This window comes from Promicromonospora sp. NPDC057138 (assembly GCF_042670845.1).
Classification (GTDB): domain Bacteria; phylum Actinomycetota; class Actinomycetes; order Actinomycetales; family Cellulomonadaceae; genus Promicromonospora.
The window spans coordinates 42,490-61,832 of record NZ_JBHUUX010000015.1 but is presented as its reverse complement, the minus strand read 5'-3'; the positions used below and the strand labels follow the sequence as shown (position 1 = coordinate 61,832).

The following is a 19,343-nucleotide window of genomic DNA, read 5'->3' as shown; positions in this document are numbered from 1 at the left end:
CCGCGCACACAGTTCCGTGCCACACAATTCCGTGCCACACAAGGGAGTGTCATGAGATCACGCAAGGCCATAGCGATGCTGGCGGCTCCGCTGCTGGGGGTGCTGTCCCTCGCCGCCTGCACGGGGTCGGGGACGTCGGACGACGTCGAGGCGGTGTCGATCGACCAGGACTGGTCCAAGGCCGAGCCGCTGACGGTCGACGTCTTCGACGGCGTAGCCAACTACAACGGCATCCAGGGCGGCTGGTTCGGCAAGATCGTCAAGGACAAGTTCAACATCGAGCTGAACATCCTTTCCCCGAACGTCTCGGGCGGCGGTGACACGCTCTACAACACCCGCGTCGCGAGCGGCGAGCTCGGCGACCTCATCATCGTCGGCAAGGGCAAGCAGGCCGACGAGCTCGTCGAGGGCGGCCTCATGCTCGACGCGTCGCCCTACTACGAGTCCATGAAGAACGTCTCCGGCTACGACACGGCGGTCCAGCATCTCAACGAGGGCAAGGACGGCGTCTACGCCTTCCCGACCATGATGTCCTCGATCAAGCCGACCGAGACGTCCGACGGCGTCGAGCCGACGTTCGGCCCGTACCTGCGGTGGGACTACTACGCCGACGCCGGCTACCCCGAGATCGGCACCCTCGAGGACCTCCTGCCGGTGCTCAAGGAGATGCAGGACGCGCACCCGAAGGCCGACAACGGCAAGCCGACGTACGCCATGTCGCTGTTCAAGGACTGGGACGGCAACGTGATGACCATGGCGGGGCAGCCGCCGGCCCTCTACGGGTACGAGCACATGGGCTTCGCCGAGTCCAAGGCCGACGGGTCCGACGACCACGGCGTCCTCGACTCCGGCTCGCAGTACGTGCGTGCGCTGAAGTTCTACTATGAGGCGAACCAGATGGGTCTCGTCGACCCGGAGTCGACGACGCAGAACTACGACACGATGTTCGCCAAGTACCAGAGCGGCCAGGTCCTGCTGTCCTGGTGGCCGTGGCTGGGCGCGGCGGCGTACAACACCGAAGAGAACATGGCCAAGGGCAAGGGCTTCCAGATCGTGCCGATGCAGGACCAGAAGATCCTCTCCCGCGGCGCCGATGTGTATGGCAGCGGGCTGGTCTTCGGCATCGGCTCGAAGGCCGAGGACCCGGCTCGGATGGCGGCGTTCATCGACTGGCTCTACTCGCCGGAGGGCGTCGAGTCCAACTCCTCCGACAATGCGGGCGCCGGTCCTCAGGGCCTGACCTGGGAGGACGGGGCCGACGGGCCGGAGATGACCGAGTTCGGCCGGAAGGCCCTCCTGGAGGGTGGCGGCGAGGAGCTGCCGGCCGAGTGGGGCGGCGGTACGTACAAGGACGGCGGCTCGACCCTGAACATGAGCGGCGTCCTGCAGAACTCCGAGGACCCGCGAACGGGCTACCCGTACAACTACAAGTTCTGGCCGAGCTACCAGAAGACGGCGGTCAACCCGCTCACCGAGGACTGGTCCAAGAAGATGGGCGGCGCCAAGACGCCCATGGAGTACCTGCAGTCCAAGGACCAGCTGCTGGTCGCACCGGGCGCGAGCTTCACCACCCCGACGGACAGCTCCGAGATCGAGACCTTGCGCAACCAGGTCAAGGCCACGATCGTGGAGCACTCCTGGAAGATGGCCTTCGCCAAGGACGAGGCCGAGTTCGACGCCCTGCTCGCCGAGATGCAGGAGACGGCGAACGGCCTGGGCTACGAGAAGGTCCTCGAGGTCGACCTGGCCAGCGCCAAGTCCCAGAACGAGGCCCGCGAAGCGGTCGCCAACGAGTTCGGCTGAGCCCTGAGCGGTAGATAGCGGCACACGAAAGCGGTCCGCGAAGTAGAGCGCCTGTCCGGATGTCCCCTGTGTTTGCCGAGGGAGATCCGGACAGGCGCTCTACTTCGCGGACCGCTTTCGCTCTACTCGCCGGAGTGCGGGCTGACCGGGTCGAGCGCCGTGGGATCTCCACTGCGCCGCCGGAACACGCTCTGCAGCACGAGCGCGTCCACGTACGCGCCCACCGAGAACCCAATCGTCACCACGAGCACCACAGCCTGCGGGTACACGTACAGCAGGCTCACCGTCGCGACCGGCCGCAGCAGCAGAGCGAGCGTGCGCAGCGGCTCGGCGAGCGGCAGCAGCAGGGCGTTGCGCACGATCCGGCCGATCGGTTCGGCGAACCGCGCGACCAGCGCCAGGCCGAACAGGAGCGCGGCTGCCAGGTAGGCGGTGAGCAGCACCGCGACCGTGCCGACCGCGGTCCCGACGGCGCTGCCGAGCGCCAGCCAGAAGGCCGCGGCGAAGGCCGCCATCGCGATCGGCACACCGAGCAGCAGCCCGACGGCGGTGCCCCGCCACACGTTGCGCCGCAGCGCGAGGAAGAACCCCGAGATCAGGTAGCCGCGTTCCTCGTCGGCGTACCGCAGCGCCACCTCGTAGAGCGCGGCGGTAGCGGCCCCGGCGGTCACCACCGGCAGGCAGGCCACGAGGTACAGCAGGTTGAGCGCGACGAACTGCAGGAACGTCGTCAGTCCCTGCACGCTCCGGCTGTCGGGGTCGATCCTCATGCTGTCGTCCTCACGCGGTCGTCATCCTGCCGTAGTCCTCACGCCGTCGCGCCAGTCACGGTCAGCTCGCCGCGCACCGGCAGGTCCGTGCTCGACGCCCCGGCCGCCACCGTGTAGGTCGCGGCCGGCACCCGGAGGTCGCCGTCGAGCAGGCCGGGCGCGCCGTCCGACGGCGCCGTCCCGTGCCACAGCGCGAGGCGCGCGACGTCGAAGGGCACCGCCACCGACACCGTCTCGCCCGGGTCGAGCCGGACGCGACGGTAGCCGAGCAGCAGCCGCTCGGGCGAGTCCGTTCCCGGGGCCCCGAGCGAGTACACCTGCACCAGCTCCTCGGCAGGCCGGTCACCGCCGTTGCGCACGGTCACCGAGGCCGTGACCACACCAGGTCCGGCCGGGTCGCGCGGCGTCAGCGGCGGGTGGTCGCCCGTCGGCGCGGGGGCCGCGACCTCGGCCGCGGAGAGCGAGAGCCCGTCGTACGCCACGGACGAGTAGGTCAGGCCGTGGCCGAACGCGAAGGTGGGGACACCGGCCTGGCCCGCCGGGAGGTGCCGGTAGGTGACCTGCTGGCGGCGGGTGTCGTAGTCGAAGAGGTCACCGGCCTGCTCCGGCCGCGCCGGCCACGTCTGGGCGAGCCGCCCGGAGGGCTCGACGACGCCGGTCAGCACGTCGGCCAGGCCGTGCCCGAGCTCCTGGCCCCCGTGGCTGCTCCACACCACGGTGGGGGCGTCGGCGACGCCGGGACCGAGCACGTACGGGTAGCTCGACACGATCGTCAGCACGGCGCGCGGGTTGGCCTCGACGGCCGCACGCCACGTCTCCACGGCGGCGTCGGGCAGCCGCAGGTCGGGCCGGTCCTGCGTCTCGCGCCCGTTCAGGTGCGGGTCGTTCCCGACCACGACGACGACGGCGTCGCACTCGGCCGCCGTCCGGGCCACCCGGGCCGCGCCGGACTCCAGGACGCGCGGCACGAACCGCTCGGCGTCCGCGAGCGTGTGCCCGTCGGCGCCCACCAGGCCGGTGTCGCGCTGGACGCGCACCCACCGCCCGGACCCGAGGTGCAGCAGGGACCACGAGCCGTCGTCGTGCACGTGCTTGCGGAAGCTCTCCTGGACCTCCCAGCCCCCGACCCGCTCGGCGTCGGCTCGCAGCGGCCAGGCGCCGCCGGTGAGCAGGCGCCCCGACGCTCCCGAGCGCAGCGTGAGCACTCCCCCGCCCCAGTCCGTGACGGCCAGGCGCGCGCCGGGTCCGGCCTCGGCCGAGTCCGCGACGACCGTCGCGCCGTCCGCCGCGACGGAGACGTATCGCCCGTTCGTCGCGCGCAGGGCGACGACGTCGGCGCCGTCGGCCACCACCACCCGGTCCGCGCCGAGCGCGGCGCGCAGGCCGTCCGCCGGGGTGACGGCGTACGGCGGGGTGCCGGAGTACCAGTCGGTGAGTACTGCCTCGGCCAGCGGTCCGATGACGGCGACCGAGCGGGCGGCCGGCAGCGGCAGCAGGCCGGCGGAGTTGCGCAGCACCACCACGGAGCGGGCCGCCGCCTCCCGGGCGAGCGCGCGGTGCTCGGGCCGGTCGAGGTGGTCCGGCGTGATGCCGGCGTACGGGTCGGCGTCGCCGTCGAGCTCGCCGCTGCGCAGGCGCAGCTCGAGGAGCCGCAGCACGGAGCGGTCGACGTCGTCCATGGTGAGCAGGCCACGGTCCAGGGCCTCCTGGAGGCGCTGGATGGTGGGCGCGGAGTCGGCGTCGTCGTCGGTGAACGAGTCGACGCCGGCGCGGACCAGCGCGGCGTTGCCGGACGCGCGGTCGGGCGCGGCGCGCTGCACCGTGACCACGAACATCGGGGCGGCGGCGTCGGAGACGAGCGCGACCGACCCGTCGGTCCAGGACCGCAGCTCGGCGAAGAGGTCGGTCTGCAGGTGCGCCGGGGTGCCGTTGACCTGGTTGTACGCCGGCATGACGCCCGCGGCGACGCCCGCCTCGATCGGCTCGCGGAAGGCGGGGAGCTCCTCCTCGTGCAGCGTGACCGGGGTGAGGTTGGAGCTCGTGGACGAGCGGTCGGTCTCGTTGTTGTAGGCGAGGAAGTGCTTGAGGGTGGGGGTGGTCCTCCAGACCCGCTCATGGTCCCCGCGCAGGCCGCGGCAGTAGGCGGTGGCGAGGTGCGCCGTGAGGTGCGGGTCCTCGGAGTACCCCTCCTCGTTGCGGCCCCAGGCCGGGTGCCGGAGCGTGTTCACGACCGGCGCCCAGACGTTCAGGCTCACCGACGGGTCCGCCGCGCGCTTGGCGCGGACCTCGGTGGAGACGACGTCGCCGACGCGGCGCACCAGCTCAGGGTCCCAGGTCGCGGCGAGGCCGACCGGCTGCGGGAACACCGTGGCGAGTCCCAGCCAGGCGACGCCGTGCAGCGCCTCGGCCCCGGTGTGGAACGGGCCGAGACCCAGCCTGTCCACGGCCGGCTGGTGCTGGTGGAGCATCGCCAGCCGCTCCTGGGGGGTAAGCCGACTGAGCAGGTCGCGGGCGCGTGCGGGCACGGGCAGGGCGGGATCGCGGAAGGGTGACACGTCCATGGGTTCCTCCTTCGGGCGCCGCGGCGGTGCGGCGGGGGGTGCAGCTGAGGCACGGTAGGGCGGTGCGCTGGCGGCGAATTGTCGAAGCGCTTCGATGGACGGTACCTGGCCGAGGGTGGCGAGCGCTACCCCGTCTCGGTCCGCGCGAGGGACGCGACCGGACGGGGCGGTGCGGGCGGTGCGGGCGGCGCGGGCTTGCCGGGCGCCGGGCGCGGTGGTCGGAGGTGTTACGCGAGCTCCCGGTCGAGGATCGCGTAGACCACCTCGGTGGACCACGCGCCGTCGCGCAGGTCGCTCTCGACCAGACGCGCCTCCTGGCGCATGCCGAGCCGCTCCGCCACCCGGACCGAGGCGAGGTTCTCCTCGTCGATGCGGGCGTACACGCGGTGGAAGCCGTACGTGGCGAAGGCGAGCCCGAGGGTCGCGCGGGCGGCCTCGGTGGCCAGGCCGCGCCCTGCGACATCGGGGTGCAGCGCGTAGCCGAGCTCGGCCTGCCGCGGGCCGGCGGCCCACTTGAGCATGGCTTCGCCGACGACGTCGCCGTCCAGCTCGACCGCCAGCACGAGGACGTCGCCGACGTCCTCGAACGGCGCGCTCGACCAGGTGCGGAGCTTCGCCCGAGCCGTCTGCAGGTCCCACGGCGGCTGGTACATGTACCGCACCACGTCGGTGCGCGAGCGCCAGCCGAGGAACGCCTCGGCGTCGTCCGGGGCGACTGGGCGGAGCGTGAGGCGGCCGGTGGTCAGAGGCCACGCGGGGTCGGCGCGATAGGCGACGGTCTCGGCCGGGAGCGGCTGGGCTGGTCTCAGAGTGGATCCGGGTTCAGAAGGCCTGGGGGCGGGCGCGGAAGAGGGCACGCTCCGACCGTAGCGCTCAGGAACCAGGATGCCACCGGAAATGCAGGGGTATTGCCGGGCGAATCGGTCGTGGTGCGCGCCGTCGTTCGCGACGTGGTTCGCACCGTCGTTCGCGACGTGGTCAGCGCGCCTCGAAGGGCACGCTCTCCCAGGCGGCGGGCAGCTCGCGGGGCGACCACGACGTGTCGGGCGTCCAGTCGGCCCAGGCCTTGTCCCACCAGAGCTCACCGGCGTCGAGCAGCCCGGCGATCCGGGCGCCCTCGGCACGGATCTGCTCCATGCGGCCGGGGTAGCGCGCCGGCCCGGTCTCCTCGAACTCGGCGACGTCCTTGAACTCGTACGTCTCGGCGTCGGCGGCCCACCAGACGTCGAGCTCGTGGTCGAGCGTGTCGAACCCGATGGCGGTGCGGCGGGGCGCGTCCTCGAGGTTGAAGTACCAGCCCTGGAACGCGCGCTCGGGGCCGTCCCAGAACAGGAAGAGCGAGTGCTCCACCCCTGCCCAGTGCAGCTCGAGCCGCCCGTGGCCGCGCCAGTAGGTGCTCCCCGCAGTCTTCCAGGGGTGCTCCCCCACCGGGAAGGTGCCCGCCTGCGGGTACACCAGCGGCGTGCCGCCGGGGGTGTAGGTGACCAGGAGGTCGCCGTCGTCCTGGACGCACACCTGCGGGATGGCTATCCACGGCTCGCCCCGCATGATCTCGCGGCGCACCACCGTCTGGCCGGGCTGAAACAGGGTAGACGTCATGCCCGGCACGCTAACAGCGGCGGGTTACGCGCCTGCGACATCGACGTCAACACTGTGGCGGTTGCGCGCCATCCAATCCACCGCGAAGTCCACGAGCGGCCGCTGATCCATGAGCCGGGCGGCGGCGGACCCCACCTGCCCGACCGTGACCGCTCCGGTCTCCTCGAACGCCGCGCCGACCTGGTCGAAGTCGTCCTCGCCGGTGACGAGGTCCGTCCAGGTCACCCAGCGGCTCGTCCCGTCGGCGTTGCTGATCGCCGCGCCCGTCTCGCCCATCGGGGGTGCCACCTGGCGTCGCTCGGCAAGATGCAGCGACGTGTTGGAGTCGTGGGCGCAGCCGAGGAGCAGGATCTTGCCGCCGAGCCGGTAGACCGCACCGATCGGTGACCTCTCGCCGTGCGACTCGGTCAGGTCGTGCCCCGCGGTCACCTCCCGGGCGTGGGCGCCGAGAGCGGCGCAGGACACCTGAGGATGATCGCTGCGCAGGGCGCCGGGCCAGGTTCGGACGGCCTCGGGAAGGACACCGACCCAACGGCTGGGCGAACGCGCTGGGTCGAACCCGGGCGCCTCGGACCGGATCACCGGCCACCAGCGCTCGGGGACGGGCGGGTTCTGCCAGCCGGCAGGATCGGTGTTCTCCGACGTATGTGTCGGGACGACGAGGGTGCCCCCAGGCCCCACCGCCGACAGCAGCGCCTCGACGACGGCCTGCACCCCGCCCGCGACGAAGCCGAGGCTCTTCACGGACGAGTGCACCAGGAGCACGTCACCCGGGACCACGCCCAGCGCCCGTAGGTCGCCCGTCAATGTGGCCGCGGTGTGCGGCTGAGCTTGATCCATCCGGCGAGCGTAGGTCCGCGCACGGGCTACGCGCCCAGGAATTTCTGCCGCCCGCGGTACCCGTGGCGAGCGCTCGGCGTTCAGGGCTGGCCGAGAACGATTCCCCGGCCGGCATAGAAGCGGTCGACGTCGTCCCAGAGGACGCTGCCCCGCATGGCCGGCTTGACCGCCGGCTCCGCATGAGAGCCGTCAACAATCGATCACGCCTCAGCGACACCGACGTCGATACCGACGTCGACACCATGGCGCAGCACCCGGACCGGGCGCAGCTCCGCGTCGGTGACCAGCACGTCTGCGCGGGCTCCGGGCCGCAGGCTGCCGACCTCACCGGTCAGCCCCAGCACACGCGCCGGCACGGCGGTGGCGGACCGGACGGCGTCGACCAGGGACACGCCCCCGGCCACGGCGCACCGCACGACGTCGATCAGGTGCGCGGTGCCACCCGCGATCGGCCCCTCTCCCCCGGCGGCCTCCGAGGTCCCGGCCTCCGGGACGACGCGCGCGACGCCGTCGAGCACCACCACTGACATCGGCCCCAGCTCGTAGCGGCCGTCGGCCACCCCGGCCGCCGCCATCGCGTCGGTCACGAGCATCACCTGGTCCGAGCCGACCATCTCGAACACCGTGCGGACCGTCGCCGGGTCGAGGTGCACGCCGTCGCCGATGAGCTCCACGATCATGTCGCCCCGGGCGGCCGCGGCCAGGCACGCGGCGATCGGGCCGGGCTTGCGGTGGTGCAGCGGGCGCATGCCGTTGAACAGGTGCGTGGCCGTGATCGGCCCGAACGTGGCGCCCGCGGCGGCCAGGGCCGCGGTGACCTGCGCGATCAGCGCCTCGGCCTGCTCGGTGCTGCCATCGGTGTGCCCGAGGGAGGGCAGGACGCCCGCCTCGACCAGCGCCTCGGCGACGCCGCCGGGGCCGGCCACGCCGGGCACCTCCGGCGCGATCGTCATCGTGCGCAGGTACCCGCGGGAGGCCTTGACCAGGTCCCTGACCAGGTCGACGCTGCCTTCTTGCAGGTCAGCCGGGTTGTGAGCGCCCCGCCGGCGGAGCGACAGGAACGGCCCCTCCGCGTGCAGGCCCTCGATCTCCCCGGCCGCGGCCAGCTCGGCCAACACGGCCGCCCGCTCCAGCAGCACCTCCGGCTGGGCGGTCACGAGCGACGCGAGCAGGGTCGTGGTGCCGTGGCGGCGGTGCTCGACCACGCCGGCCAGCGCCTCGGAGGCCGAGGCCACGTCCGGGAAGGACACGCCGCCGCCGCCGTGGTTGTGCAGGTCCACGAGGCCCGGCAGCACGTACGCCTCGGGGGCGGGCGGGACCTGGCCGACGGCAGGGCCGTGGCCGGCCGCCACGGCGTCGGGCAGGGAGCCGGCGAAGGTGACGCGACCGCCCGAGGTGACGACGACGCCGTCGTCCACCACCGAGGAGGGCTGGACCAGGCGACCGCGCACGACGAGAGCACCGGAATCAGTCATGCCGACATCCTGCCAGGGTCGCGCCCCGCGCAACCCGCCACGGACCCCTGCTGGACCGAGCCTTGACAGCCGTCTTTTCGCCCGACAATGATGCTACCTATTTATCGAAGCGCTTCGCAGAGCGGCGAGGGCGCTCACCCACCACGTCAAGGAAGATGTGCACCATGCGCAGGAGCGGCGGGTTCAAGGGATGAGCGCCGCCATGGTCAGCCGTCCGCTGGGGACCACCGGGCTGCGCGTGCCCGCCGTCGTCCTCGGGACGTCCTCCCTGGGTCGCCGGCTCGTCGCCGCCGGCGCGGACGCCGTGCTCCGCGCGGCCGCCGCCGCCGGGTGGCGCACGTGGGACACGAGCAACGAGTACGGGGACGCCGAGACGTTTATCGGCTCCGCGCTGGCCGGACCCGACGGCCCGGCCAGTCTCCTGGCCGGACTCGAGGAACCCGTCCAGGTGTTCACCAAGGTCGACCCGGCGCCTGGCTCCGCCGACTTCTCGGGCGACCGGGTCCGGGCGTCCGTCGCCGAGTCCCTCGACCGCCTGGGCCTCGACCGGCTGCCGCTGGTGCACTTCCACGACCCGGAGCGCATCACGTTCGCCGACGCCATGGCGCCCGACGGGCCCGTCCGCGCGCTGCTCGACCTGCGCGAGGCGGGCACCATCGAGCACCTCGGAGTCGCCGGAGGGCCGATCGGGCTCCTCCGGCAGTACGTCCGCACCGGCGAGTTCGAGGCCGTCGTGACGCACAACCGCCTCACGCTCCTGGACCGCTCCGCCGAGACCCTGCTCGACGACTGCGCCGACCGCGGTATCGGCGTCCTCAATGCGGCCCCGTTCGGCGGCGGTGCCCTGGCCGACGACGACGGGCCGGTGCGCAGCTATCACTATCGCGCCGTCGACCCGGTCCAGGAGGACGCGGTCCTGAGGATCCGCGCGATCGCCCGCGCGGCCGGCGTCCCAGTGGGTGCGCTCGCCCTACGGGCCGGCAGCCGCGACCCACGGGTCGCGGGGACGATCGTCGGCGTGACGAGCACGGCCCAGCTCGCCCAGGCCGCGGCGTGGGCCGCCGCCGACGTGCCGGACGACGTCTGGCCGGAGCTCGACGCCGCGCTGCCCGACCCGGCCCACTGGACCGGCGAGCTCGGCCGCTAGCGGCTCCCCCGACCCATCGATCTACCGACTCATCGACCCCGAGGACGACCCATGACGGTTCCCTTCGCCCCTGCCCGCCTGCTCTTCGGCGGCGACTACAACCCCGAGCAGTGGCCCCGCGAGGTCTGGGCCGAGGACATGGCGCTCATGCGCCGAGCGGGCGTGAACACGGTGACGATCGGCGTCTTCTCGTGGGCCACGCTCGAGCCCCGCGAGGGCGAGTACGACGCGGGCTGGCTGGACGACGTCGTCGCGCTGCTGGATGCCAACGAGATCGGCTTCTTCCTCGCGACGCCCACCGCGTCGCCGCCGCCGTGGTTCACCCGGGTGTACCCGGACGCGATGCCGGTGCGGGCCGACGGCGCCCGCCTCTCCCACGGCTCGCGCGACACGTACGCGATCAGCGCCCCCGCGTACCGCGACGCCGCGCGACGGGTCGCGAGGTTCCTCGCCGAGCGGTACGGCGCCCACCCGCGCCTGCGGGGCTGGCATGTGCACAACGAGTACGGCTCCGTCGACCACGGCCCGCACGCGGCGGCCGCCTTCCGGCGCTGGCTCCGGGAGCGGTACGGCACGCTCGAGGCGCTGAACGACGCCTGGTACACGGCGTTCTGGTCCCAGCGGTACGACGACTGGGAAGAGGTGCTGCCGCCCCGCGCCACGCAGTACCTGGCCAACCCGGCCCACGCGGTCGACTTCAAGCGCTTCTGCTCCGACGAGATGCTCGCGGCCTGCACCGAGCAGCGCGACGAGATCCGCGCGGCCGGCTCGACCGCGCCGGTCACGACGAACTTCATGCACCCCACCTGGGACCACCTCAACCAGTGGGACTGGCAGGAGCGCCTGGACCTGGTCTCCGTCGACCACTATCTCGACACGGCCGGCCCGGACGGCGAGGCCCACGCCGCGTACGCCGCCGACCTGACCCGCTCGTGGGGCGGCGGCCCCTGGCTGCTCATGGAGCAGGCCGCCGCCGGCATCCGGGACGGCGCGCGCCACGCCTTCAAGGACCCCGACCGGGTGATCCGCAACTCCCTGGGCTACGTCGCCCGGGGCTCCCAGGGCGCGCTGTTCTTCCAGTGGCGAGCGTCGGCCGGCGGCTCCGAGACGTGGCACAGCGCGATGGTGCCGCACGTGGGCCCACGGAGCCGGACGTTCGAGGGCGTCGTCGAGCTGGGCGCCCTGCTGGGCCGCCTCCAGGAGGTCGCGGCACCGCCCGCGGACGGGCCGGTCGTCGAGGCCGACGTCGCGGTCCTGTGGGACGCCAACGGCCGGTGGTCGCTCGAGACGCCGCACCTCCCGCACGACGACCTCGACTACACGACCGAGGTCCGCGCGGTGCACCGCGCCCTGTGGCGGGCGGGGGCCGCCGTCGACTTCGTGCGCCCCGGGGCCGACATCGCCCGCTACCGGGTGCTGTTCGTGCCCACCCTGATGGCGCTGGACGCCGACACGGTCGCGTGGCTGACCCGGCACGTCGAGGCTGGCGGGCACCTCGTCGTCGGGCGGTTCACCGGCGTCGCGGACGAGCACCAGCGCGTGGTGCCGGGCGGCTACCCGGGCCGGCTGCGGGACCTCCTGGGTGTCCGGGTCACCGAGCACCTCCCTCTCGCCCCGGACGAGACCCAGGAGCTGAGCGACGGGTCGGCGGTCGACCAGTGGACCGAGCGGATGGACCCGCCCCAGGCGGACGTCATTGCCACCTACGCCGGCGGAGTCCTGGCCGGTTTGCCCGCCGTCACCCGCCGGAGCGTCGGCGACGGCAGCGCCACGTACGTCTCGACGCGGATGGTCCAGGAGTCGTGGGACGCGTTCGTCGCGGCGCTGCTGGCGGAGCGCGGCGTGCGCCCCGTCGTCCCCGAGGCGGTCGGCACCGGGCTGGAGGCGATCCGACGGCGCGGCGCCGACGCCACGTACCTCTTCCTGCTGAACCACGGCGAGCAGCCGGTCCGGGTGGCCGGCCCGGGGCACGACCTGGTCACCGACGCCTCGACGGATCCTGGTGTCGACGTGCCCGCGGGCGGCTACGCGGTGATCCGCGAGGCGACGGCCGCCAAGTGGTCCGTGACGCCTCTGTAGGCGCGTAGACGGCGGTCGAGCTTGTCGAGGCCCTGGGGCCTCGACAAGCTCGACCAGCGAACGGGTCAGAAGAGGCGGGAGGTCGGGTCGTCGGCGCCGCGCATCGCGTCGTAGTCCAGGAGGAGGGTCGCGATGCCGCGGTCCTTGGCGAGCACGCGAGCCTGCGGCTTGATCTCCTGCGCGGCGTACACGCCGCGCACCGGGGCCAGCAGCGGGTCCCGGTTCAGCAGCTCCAGATACCGCGTGAGCTGCTCGACGCCGTCGATGTCGCCGCGGCGCTTGATCTCCACCGCGACCGAGGCGCCCGAGCTGTCGCGGGCGAGGATGTCCACCGGGCCGATGGCCGTCGGGTACTCGCGGCGCACCAGGGTGTGCCCGTCGCCCAGCAACACTATCTGCTCGGCGAGGAGCTCCTGCAGGTGCGCCTCCACGCCGTCCTTCACCAGGCCCGGGTCGATGCCCAGGTCGTGCGCGGAGTCGTGGTGCACGGTGAACAGCTCGACCTCGAGCCGGTCGTCCGACTTCGCGTGCTGCACCGTCCACACCTCGGTGACGCCGCGCTCCGCGGCCTCCTCGGACGGCTCGCGCACCGTCAGCGTGCACGGGGGGCTCATCCAGTTCAGCGGCTTGTACGAGCCGCCGTCGGAATGAATCAGGACGCTTCCGTCTGCCTTGACCACGAGCAGCCGGGTAGCCGGCGGGAGCATCGCGGTCAGGCGGCCCGTGTAGAGGGCGGAGCAGTCGGCGACGACCAGCCGCATCAGAGAACCAGATCCTGTCGTCCGGGAGGGGCGGCCTCGAGCCAGGAGGCGAGGCCGAAGTAGTCGCCGGCGGCGAGATCGAGCTCGAAGTCGAGCCCGTCGTACCGGCACTGGACGAGGTAGTGGTCACCCTGACCACGCTCGTCCGGGTCCAGCGGGGTGCGGCCCGTCACGGTCAGCCGCTCCCGGTACCAGGTGCGGGCCGGACGGGGTGACAGCGACCAGCACCGCCACCACTCGATCCGGCCCACTGCGTACTGCGCGATGCCCGGCGTCCAGGAACCCTCGGGGTTACCGGTCGGCCGGGCATTGCAGTCGAACGAACCCACCCTGTGGGACAGGGCTCGCAGACGCGAGATGCCTGCTGCGATCACCAGCGCGAGCGCGCCGAGCACCGCTACCGCGATCCATATGACGCCCGGCACCCGCGCTCGCCCTCAGACCAGGGAGACCTCGTCGACCACAAGGGTGACGAGATTGTTGTCCACGGACACGAAACCACCGGTGACATGGGCCTCGACGGCCGGCCCCGACGTCGTCGCCACCCTGATCGTGCCCGGGCGAAGCACCGCCAGCAGCGGCGTGTGGTTCGCCAGGATGCCGACCTCGCCGTCCACGGACGGCGCGATCACCCGGGTCGCCGCGCCGCTCCAGACCTTACGGTCGCGGGACACGAGATCCACGTTCAGCTCTGCCACGAGAGCTCCTTCCGATGTAGCGGGCGCGATGCCGCCCCTTCCGGGCTGCCCTGCGGGGCGGCATCACGCACGGGGTTGCGAAGCCTCAGGCTCCGTACTCCTTCTGGATTCGTGCCCAGTTCTGCTCGAGCATCTCAAGCCCACCGATGTTGTAGAAGGCCTGCTCAGCGATGTGGTCGAACTCACCGTCGGCGATCTTCTTGAATGCCTCGATGGTCTCCGACAAAGGCACCGTCGAGCCCACCACACCTGTGAACTTCTCAGCCATGTACGTGTTCTGGGAGAGGAACTGCTCGATGCGGCGCGCGCGGGCCACAACGGTCTTGTCCTCTTCCGAGAGCTCGTCCACACCGAGGATAGCGATGATGTCCTGCAGCTCCTTGTTGCGCTGCAGGATCGACTTCACGCGTGTCGCGACATCGTAGTGCTCCTGGCCCACGTAGCGCGGGTCGAGGATGCGGGACGTCGAGGCCAGCGGGTCGATCGCCGGGTACAGACCCTTCGACGCGATCTCGCGGGAGAGCTCGGTCGTGGCGTCCAGGTGGGCGAACGTCGTCGCCGGGGCCGGGTCGGTGTAGTCGTCGGCCGGCACGTAGATGGCCTGCAGCGACGTGATGGAGTGACCACGCGTCGAGGTGATGCGCTCCTGGAGGAGGCCCATCTCGTCGGCCAGGTTCGGCTGGTAGCCCACGGCGGACGGCATGCGGCCGAGCAGCGTGGAGACCTCGGAACCGGCCTGCGTGAAGCGGAAGATGTTGTCGATGAAGAGCAGGACGTCCTGCCCCTGCACGTCACGGAAGTACTCCGCCATCGTCAGGGCCGACAGGGCCACGCGCAGACGCGTGCCCGGCGGCTCGTCCATCTGGCCGAAGACGAGGGCCGTCTTGTCGAAGACGCCGGCCTCGTCCATCTCGGCGATCAGGTCGTTGCCCTCACGGGTACGCTCGCCGACACCGGCGAACACCGACACACCACCGTGGTCCTGGGCCACACGCTGGATCATCTCCTGGATGAGGACCGTCTTGCCGACGCCCGCACCACCGAAGAGACCGATCTTGCCACCCTGGACGTACGGGGTCAGCAGGTCGATGGACTTGATGCCCGTCTCGAACATCGTGGTCTTCGACTCGAGCTGGTCGAACGCCGGCGCCTTGCGGTGGATCGGCCAGCGCTCGGTGACCTCGAACTTCTCGCCCGGGGCGAGGTTCAGGACGTCGCCCGTCACGTTGAAGACCTTGCCCTTGGTGATGTCACCGACGGGCACGCTGATCGGCTCGCCCGTGTCGGTCACCACGGCACCGCGGACCAGGCCGTCGGTCGGCTTCAGCGCGATGGCGCGCACCAGGGAGTCGCCCAGGTGCTGCTCGACCTCGAGCGTGAGGGTCGTCTTGCTCTCGCTCGCGCCCTTGCCGGACAGGTCGATCTCGACGGTGAGCGCGTTGTAGATCTCGGGGATCGCGTCGTCAGGGAACTCGATGTCCACGACGGGGCCGATCACCCGGGCGACCCGGCCGATGCCGGGGCCGCTCGTGTGCTCGACCGTGGATTCCACGGTGGTGGCGGTCATACTTGCCTCGCTTCGGTGGGCCGGAGGGTCCTCCGGCGGGGAGTCTTTTCGGTCTGTTCAGGACGCCAGGGCGTCAGCACCGGAGACGATCTCGCTGATCTCCTGGGTGATGTCGGCCTGACGTGCCTGGTTGGCCAGTCGGGTGTAGTTGCGGATCAGGTCCTCGGCGTTGTCCGTCGCCGTGTGCATGGCGCGCTGGCGGGCGGCCAGCTCCGACGCGGCGGCGTCGAGCAGCATCGCGTAGATGCGCTGCTCGATGTAGCGCGGGAGCAGCTCGTCCAGCACGGCCTCGGGCGACGGCTCGAAGTCGTAGAGCGGCAGGACCTCGTGCTCCGCGGCCTCGGTCACGCCCTCGACCACCTCGAGCGGCAGCATGCGCACCACGTGGGCGCGCTGCGTGACCATGTTGACGAACAGCGTCGAGACCACGTGCAGCTCGCTGACGCCGCCGTCGGGCTCCTCCGCGAGGAAGACCTCGAGCAGCGTCTCGGCGATGTCCCGGGCCGCCTCGGGCGTCGGCTTCTCCGAACCGTACGACCAGCTCTTGGCGATGTCCCGTCCGCGGAACGTGTAGTACGCGATGGCGCGGCGGCCGGCCACGTAGAGCACGACCTCCTTGCCCTCGGCCGTGAGCTGCCCGACGAGCCGCTCGGCCTCGCGGACGATCGCCATCGGGTACGAACCGGCCATGCCCGCGTCGGAGGAGACCACGAGCACCGCGGCGCGGTTGCCACCCTCCTCCTGCGTGAGCGGGTGGTCGATGTCCGTGTGCGACGCGACGGCCGACACCGCGCGGGTGATCGCCTGCGCGTACGGTGCCGCCGCCGCTGCCGCCGCACGAGCCTTGCCGATGCGGGACGCGGCGATCAGCTCACGCGCGCGGAAGATCTTCTTCAGCGACTGCGTCGACTTGATCCGCGCCTTGTAGACGCGCTGAGCTCCACCGGCCACGGGTCAGGCCTTCTTCTTGACGACGATCTGCGCCTGCTCGACGTCGACGGGGCCGCCCTCGACCTCGCCACCGACGAGCGGGGTGCCGTCGCCCTTCTGGAAACCGGCCCGGAAATCGTCGACGGCGGCGCTCAGCGCCTCCTCCGTGTCGGACTCCAGCTTGCCGGACGAGAGGATGGTCTCCAGGACGTCCGTCTTGCGGCGCAGGTGGTCCAGCAGCTCGGACTCGAACCGCTTGACGTCCTCGACCGCGACGTCGTCGAGCTTGCCCTTGGTACCGGCCCACACCGACGCGACCTGGTCCTCGACCGCGTACGGCGAGTACTGGGGCTGCTTGAGCAGCTCCGTCAGGACGGCGCCGCGCTGCAGCTGCGCGCGGGACGCCGCGTCGAGGTCGGACGCGAACATCGCGAACGCCTCGAGCGAGCGGAACTGCGCCAGCTCCAGCTTCAGCGTGCCGGAGACCTTCTTCATCGCCTTGATCTGCGCGTCACCACCGACTCGGGAGACGGAGATACCGACGTCCACGGCGGGACGCTGGTCGGCGTTGAACAGGTCGGACTGCAGGAAGATCTGCCCGTCCGTGATGGAGATGACGTTCGTCGGGATGTACGCCGAGACGTCGTTCGCCTTGGTCTCGATGATCGGCAGGCCGGTCATCGAGCCCGCGCCCAGCTCGTCCGAGAGCTTCGCACAACGCTCGAGCAGACGGGAGTGCAGGTAGAAGACGTCACCCGGGTAGGCCTCGCGGCCCGGCGGGCGGCGCAGCAGCAGCGACACCGCGCGGTAGGCCTCGGCCTGCTTCGACAGGTCGTCGAAGATGATCAGGACGTGCTTGCCCTGGTACATCCAGTGCTGGCCGATGGCCGAGCCGGTGTACGGGGCGAGGTACTTGAAGCCCGCCGGGTCGGACGCCGGAGCCGCGACGATGGTCGTGTACTCGAGCGCGCCGGCCTCCTCGAGGGCGCCACGCACCGCGGCGATGGTCGAGCCCTTCTGGCCGATCGCGACGTAGATGCAGCGCACCTGCTGGTCCGGGTCGCCGGTCTCCCAGTTCGCCTTCTGATTGATGATCGTGTCGACCGCGATCGCCGTCTTACCGGTCTGGCGGTCGCCGATGATCAGCTGACGCTGACCACGGCCGATCGGGATCATCGAGTCGATGGCCTTGATGCCGGTCTGCAGCGGCTGGTGCACCGACTTGCGCTGCATGACGCCGGGCGCCTGCAGCTCGAGGGCACGGGTCGCCTCGGTCTCGATGGAGCCGAGGCCGTCGATGGGGTTGCCCAGCGGGTCGACCACGCGGCCGAGGTAGCCCTCGCCCACGGCGACCGAGAGCACCTCGCCGGTGCGGCGGACCTCCTGGCCCTCCTCGATGCCGATGAACTCGCCCAGGACGACCACACCGATCTCGCGGACGTCGAGGTTCTGCGCGAGGCCGAGCGTGCCGTCCTCGAAGCGCAGCAGCTCGTTCGCCATCACGCCCGGGAGGCCCTCGACGCGGGCGATGCCGTCCGCGGCGTACGCGACGCGGCCCACCTCCTCGGCGACTGCTTCCTTGGGCTCGTAGGCCTTCACGAAGCTGTCCAGTGCGGCCCGGACCTCGTCCGGCCGGATCGTCAGCTCAGCCATGCTCTTCTCCTGTCGTGGCCGCGCAAAGCCGCGGCGGAAGGTTCTTGTTCACGTTTTCAGCCGGCCAGACGACGCTGAGCGTCAGCAAGGCGCGACAGGACGGTGGAGTCGACGACGTCCGCGCCGACCTGGATTCGCATGCCCCCGACGATGGCGGGGTCCACGGTGACGTTGAGCTGCACGGGCCTGCCGTACGAGCGCTCGAGCACCTCACTGAGGCGCTGCTCCTGCTCGCGGGTGAGCACCGTCGCGCTCGTCACGGCGGCAACGAGGCGCTTGCGACGCTCCGCCGCGATCTCGCCGAACCAGCCGAGCGTCTGCACGAAACGCCGGCCGCGCAGCGACGACGTCGCACGCTGGGCCAGGTTCTGGGTCACGGTGTCGACCTTGCCGCCGACCAGCGCATCCACGAGCGCCACCCGGCGCTCGGGGGCCGTCGTGGCATCCGAGAGGACCAGCTTGGCGTCCCGCTGGCCGACGAGCGCCCGCGTGACCCGGAACAGCTCGTCCTCCACAGTCTCGAGCGCGCCACGCGCCTCGGCGGACGCCAGGACGGCGTCCAGGCCGAGCCGCTCGACGGCGTCGGTCAGGTCGGAGTCGCTCGCCCAGCGGGACCGGACGAGACCGGACACCAGGTCGACCACGCGCTCGTCGAAGCCGCTCAGCAGGCCGGCCACCAGGCCGGCCTTGGCCTCGCCCTCGCGCGAGGGGTCGGCGAGCGAGCGGCGCAGCGCGGCGGATTCGTCCAGCGCCGACACCAGGGTGAGCAGCTGCTCACCCAGCGTCAGTGCGTCCGCACCCGCGGCACGCAGCACCGGCTCGAAGCGCTCCTGCGCCGCTGTCAGCGATGCCCCGCTCGATCCCCGCATCACGCCTCCTGGGTAGTTGCCACGGCCTGGTTGCTCGCCGCAGCCTCGCTCGCCTCGAGCTCGTCGAGGAAGCGGTCCACGACGCGCGACTGCCGGGCCGAGTCCTCGAGGGACTCGCCGACGATCTTCGACGCCAGGTCCGTCGCGAGTGCGCCGACCTCGGCGCGCAGGGACACGGACGCGGCCTGGCGGTCGGCCTCGATCTGGCGACGGGCCGTCTCGGTGACGCGCTCCGCCTCCTCGGTCGCCTTGGCCCGGAGCTCCCTGACGATGGCGGTGCCCTCGGCACGCGCCTCCTCACGGACCTGGGAGGCGTGCGCGCGGGCCTCGGCGAGCAGCGCCTGCTGCTCCTCGACCGCCCTGTCCGCCTGCGCCTGCACCTCGGCCGCCTTGGCGATGCCGCCCTCGATCTTGGCCGCACGCTCGTCGAACACCGCCTGGAACCTCGGCAGGACGTACTTCGTGAAGGCGACGGCGATGATCACCGTCACCACCAGCGACCAGACGATGTCGTAGGTCTCCGGGAGCAGCGGGTTCTGTGCCTCCTCCGCCGCAAGGAGGGTGCCGTTGAGGGTCGTCATCGGATGACCC

Annotated in this window: 17 protein-coding genes; 3 read left to right on the top strand and 14 right to left on the bottom strand. The window is 71.8% G+C overall.

Annotated elements, in window-relative coordinates; genetic code table 11:
• Positions 1-51 precede the first annotated feature (51 nt).
• The gene (locus ACFT2C_RS11560; protein ID WP_377207194.1) at positions 52-1,803 is read left to right on the top strand and encodes an ABC transporter substrate-binding protein; all 1,752 of its coding nucleotides are present in this window, start codon (positions 52-54) and stop codon (positions 1,801-1,803) included.
• A 122-nt stretch (positions 1,804-1,925) separates the two neighbouring features.
• On the opposite strand, the gene ACFT2C_RS11555 is transcribed toward ACFT2C_RS11560, so the two are convergent.
• The 6 genes from ACFT2C_RS11555 to ACFT2C_RS11530 all read right to left on the bottom strand — a co-directional run bounded on the left by ACFT2C_RS11555 (position 1,926) and on the right by ACFT2C_RS11530 (position 9,048).
• Positions 1,926-2,573 carry a DUF624 domain-containing protein gene (locus tag ACFT2C_RS11555; protein ID WP_377207193.1) on the bottom strand — a complete coding sequence of 216 codons (648 nt, stop codon included), beginning with the start codon at positions 2,571-2,573 and terminating at the stop codon, positions 1,926-1,928.
• Positions 2,574-2,611: 38 nt separating this feature from the next.
• Positions 2,612-5,134 carry a glycoside hydrolase family 3 C-terminal domain-containing protein gene (locus ACFT2C_RS11550; protein ID WP_377207192.1) on the bottom strand — a complete coding sequence of 841 codons (2,523 nt, stop codon included), beginning with the start codon at positions 5,132-5,134 and terminating at the stop codon, positions 2,612-2,614.
• 227 nt (positions 5,135-5,361) lie between these two features.
• The gene (locus ACFT2C_RS11545; protein WP_377207191.1) at positions 5,362-5,991 is read right to left on the bottom strand and encodes a GNAT family N-acetyltransferase; all 630 of its coding nucleotides are present in this window, start codon (positions 5,989-5,991) and stop codon (positions 5,362-5,364) included.
• 121 nt (positions 5,992-6,112) lie between these two features.
• Entirely contained in the window at positions 6,113-6,733 is a 621-nt protein-coding gene (locus ACFT2C_RS11540; RefSeq protein WP_377207190.1) for a DUF402 domain-containing protein, read from the bottom strand.
• A gap of 24 nt (positions 6,734-6,757) precedes the next feature.
• Positions 6,758-7,573: an aminoglycoside N(3)-acetyltransferase gene (locus ACFT2C_RS11535; protein ID WP_377207189.1), complete on the bottom strand. Its 816-nt coding sequence runs from the start codon at positions 7,571-7,573 to the stop codon at positions 6,758-6,760.
• 200 nt (positions 7,574-7,773) lie between these two features.
• Complete coding sequence (locus ACFT2C_RS11530) at positions 7,774-9,048, bottom strand: N-acetylglucosamine-6-phosphate deacetylase (protein ID WP_377207188.1); 1,275 nt, start codon at positions 9,046-9,048, stop codon at positions 7,774-7,776.
• A 190-nt stretch (positions 9,049-9,238) separates the two neighbouring features.
• Here ACFT2C_RS11530 and ACFT2C_RS11525 point away from each other — a divergent pair, with 190 nt between their 5' ends.
• Together ACFT2C_RS11525 and ACFT2C_RS11520 are read left to right on the top strand one after the other, a co-directional pair.
• Positions 9,239-10,195 carry an aldo/keto reductase gene (locus tag ACFT2C_RS11525; RefSeq protein WP_377207187.1) on the top strand — a complete coding sequence of 319 codons (957 nt, stop codon included), beginning with the start codon at positions 9,239-9,241 and terminating at the stop codon, positions 10,193-10,195.
• Positions 10,196-10,246: 51 nt separating this feature from the next.
• Positions 10,247-12,274, top strand: a complete 2,028-nt coding sequence (locus tag ACFT2C_RS11520; RefSeq protein WP_377207186.1) for a beta-galactosidase — start codon at positions 10,247-10,249, stop codon at positions 12,272-12,274.
• A gap of 65 nt (positions 12,275-12,339) precedes the next feature.
• Here the strand turns inward: ACFT2C_RS11520 and nucS are convergent, their stop codons facing one another.
• The 8 genes from nucS to ACFT2C_RS11480 form a co-directional block, all read right to left on the bottom strand.
• Entirely contained in the window at positions 12,340-13,035 is a 696-nt protein-coding gene (nucS, locus tag ACFT2C_RS11515; protein WP_377207185.1) for an endonuclease NucS, read from the bottom strand.
• On the bottom strand, positions 13,035-13,460 hold the full coding sequence (locus tag ACFT2C_RS11510; RefSeq protein WP_377207184.1) for a DUF2550 domain-containing protein: 426 nt from the start codon (positions 13,458-13,460) through the stop codon (positions 13,035-13,037). Before ACFT2C_RS11510 ends, nucS begins: the two co-directional genes overlap by 1 nt.
• Positions 13,461-13,472: 12 nt before the next feature.
• Complete coding sequence (locus ACFT2C_RS11505; RefSeq protein ID WP_377207183.1) at positions 13,473-13,733, bottom strand: F0F1 ATP synthase subunit epsilon; 261 nt, start codon at positions 13,731-13,733, stop codon at positions 13,473-13,475.
• A gap of 85 nt (positions 13,734-13,818) precedes the next feature.
• Complete coding sequence (gene atpD, locus ACFT2C_RS11500) at positions 13,819-15,300, bottom strand: F0F1 ATP synthase subunit beta (protein WP_377207182.1); 1,482 nt, start codon at positions 15,298-15,300, stop codon at positions 13,819-13,821.
• A gap of 57 nt (positions 15,301-15,357) precedes the next feature.
• Positions 15,358-16,251 (bottom strand): F0F1 ATP synthase subunit gamma, encoded by an 894-nt coding sequence (locus ACFT2C_RS11495; protein WP_377207181.1) that lies wholly within the window; start codon positions 16,249-16,251, stop codon positions 15,358-15,360.
• Positions 16,252-16,254: 3 nt separating this feature from the next.
• Positions 16,255-17,883, bottom strand: coding sequence for a F0F1 ATP synthase subunit alpha (gene atpA / locus ACFT2C_RS11490; protein WP_377207180.1), 1,629 nt, complete (start codon positions 17,881-17,883; stop codon positions 16,255-16,257).
• Between the two features lie 56 nt (positions 17,884-17,939).
• Positions 17,940-18,752 carry a F0F1 ATP synthase subunit delta gene (locus tag ACFT2C_RS11485; RefSeq protein WP_377207179.1) on the bottom strand — a complete coding sequence of 271 codons (813 nt, stop codon included), beginning with the start codon at positions 18,750-18,752 and terminating at the stop codon, positions 17,940-17,942.
• The gene (locus tag ACFT2C_RS11480) at positions 18,752-19,333 is read right to left on the bottom strand and encodes a F0F1 ATP synthase subunit B (RefSeq protein WP_377207178.1); all 582 of its coding nucleotides are present in this window, start codon (positions 19,331-19,333) and stop codon (positions 18,752-18,754) included. Before ACFT2C_RS11480 ends, ACFT2C_RS11485 begins: the two co-directional genes overlap by 1 nt.
• Positions 19,334-19,343 lie beyond the last annotated feature (10 nt).

Excerpts from the sequence above, each read along its gene's own strand:
- ACFT2C_RS11560 (WP_377207194.1), top strand. The coding sequence starts at position 52 with ATGAGATCACGCAAGGCCATAGCGATGCTGGCGGCTCCGCTGCTGGGG.
- ACFT2C_RS11555 (WP_377207193.1), bottom strand. The coding sequence starts at position 2,573 with ATGAGGATCGACCCCGACAGCCGGAGCGTGCAGGGACTGACGACGTTC.
- ACFT2C_RS11550 (WP_377207192.1), bottom strand. The coding sequence starts at position 5,134 with ATGGACGTGTCACCCTTCCGCGATCCCGCCCTGCCCGTGCCCGCACGC.
- ACFT2C_RS11540 (WP_377207190.1), bottom strand. The coding sequence starts at position 6,733 with ATGACGTCTACCCTGTTTCAGCCCGGCCAGACGGTGGTGCGCCGCGAG.
- ACFT2C_RS11535 (WP_377207189.1), bottom strand. The coding sequence starts at position 7,573 with ATGGATCAAGCTCAGCCGCACACCGCGGCCACATTGACGGGCGACCTA.
- ACFT2C_RS11530 (WP_377207188.1), bottom strand. The coding sequence starts at position 9,048 with ATGACTGATTCCGGTGCTCTCGTCGTGCGCGGTCGCCTGGTCCAGCCC.
- ACFT2C_RS11525 (WP_377207187.1), top strand. The coding sequence starts at position 9,239 with ATGAGCGCCGCCATGGTCAGCCGTCCGCTGGGGACCACCGGGCTGCGC.
- ACFT2C_RS11520 (WP_377207186.1), top strand. The coding sequence starts at position 10,247 with ATGACGGTTCCCTTCGCCCCTGCCCGCCTGCTCTTCGGCGGCGACTAC.
- nucS (WP_377207185.1), bottom strand. The coding sequence starts at position 13,035 with ATGCGGCTGGTCGTCGCCGACTGCTCCGCCCTCTACACGGGCCGCCTG.
- atpD (WP_377207182.1), bottom strand. The coding sequence starts at position 15,300 with ATGACCGCCACCACCGTGGAATCCACGGTCGAGCACACGAGCGGCCCC.
- atpA (WP_377207180.1), bottom strand. The coding sequence starts at position 17,883 with ATGGCTGAGCTGACGATCCGGCCGGACGAGGTCCGGGCCGCACTGGAC.
- ACFT2C_RS11485 (WP_377207179.1), bottom strand. The coding sequence starts at position 18,752 with ATGCGGGGATCGAGCGGGGCATCGCTGACAGCGGCGCAGGAGCGCTTC.
- ACFT2C_RS11480 (WP_377207178.1), bottom strand. The coding sequence starts at position 19,333 with ATGACGACCCTCAACGGCACCCTCCTTGCGGCGGAGGAGGCACAGAAC.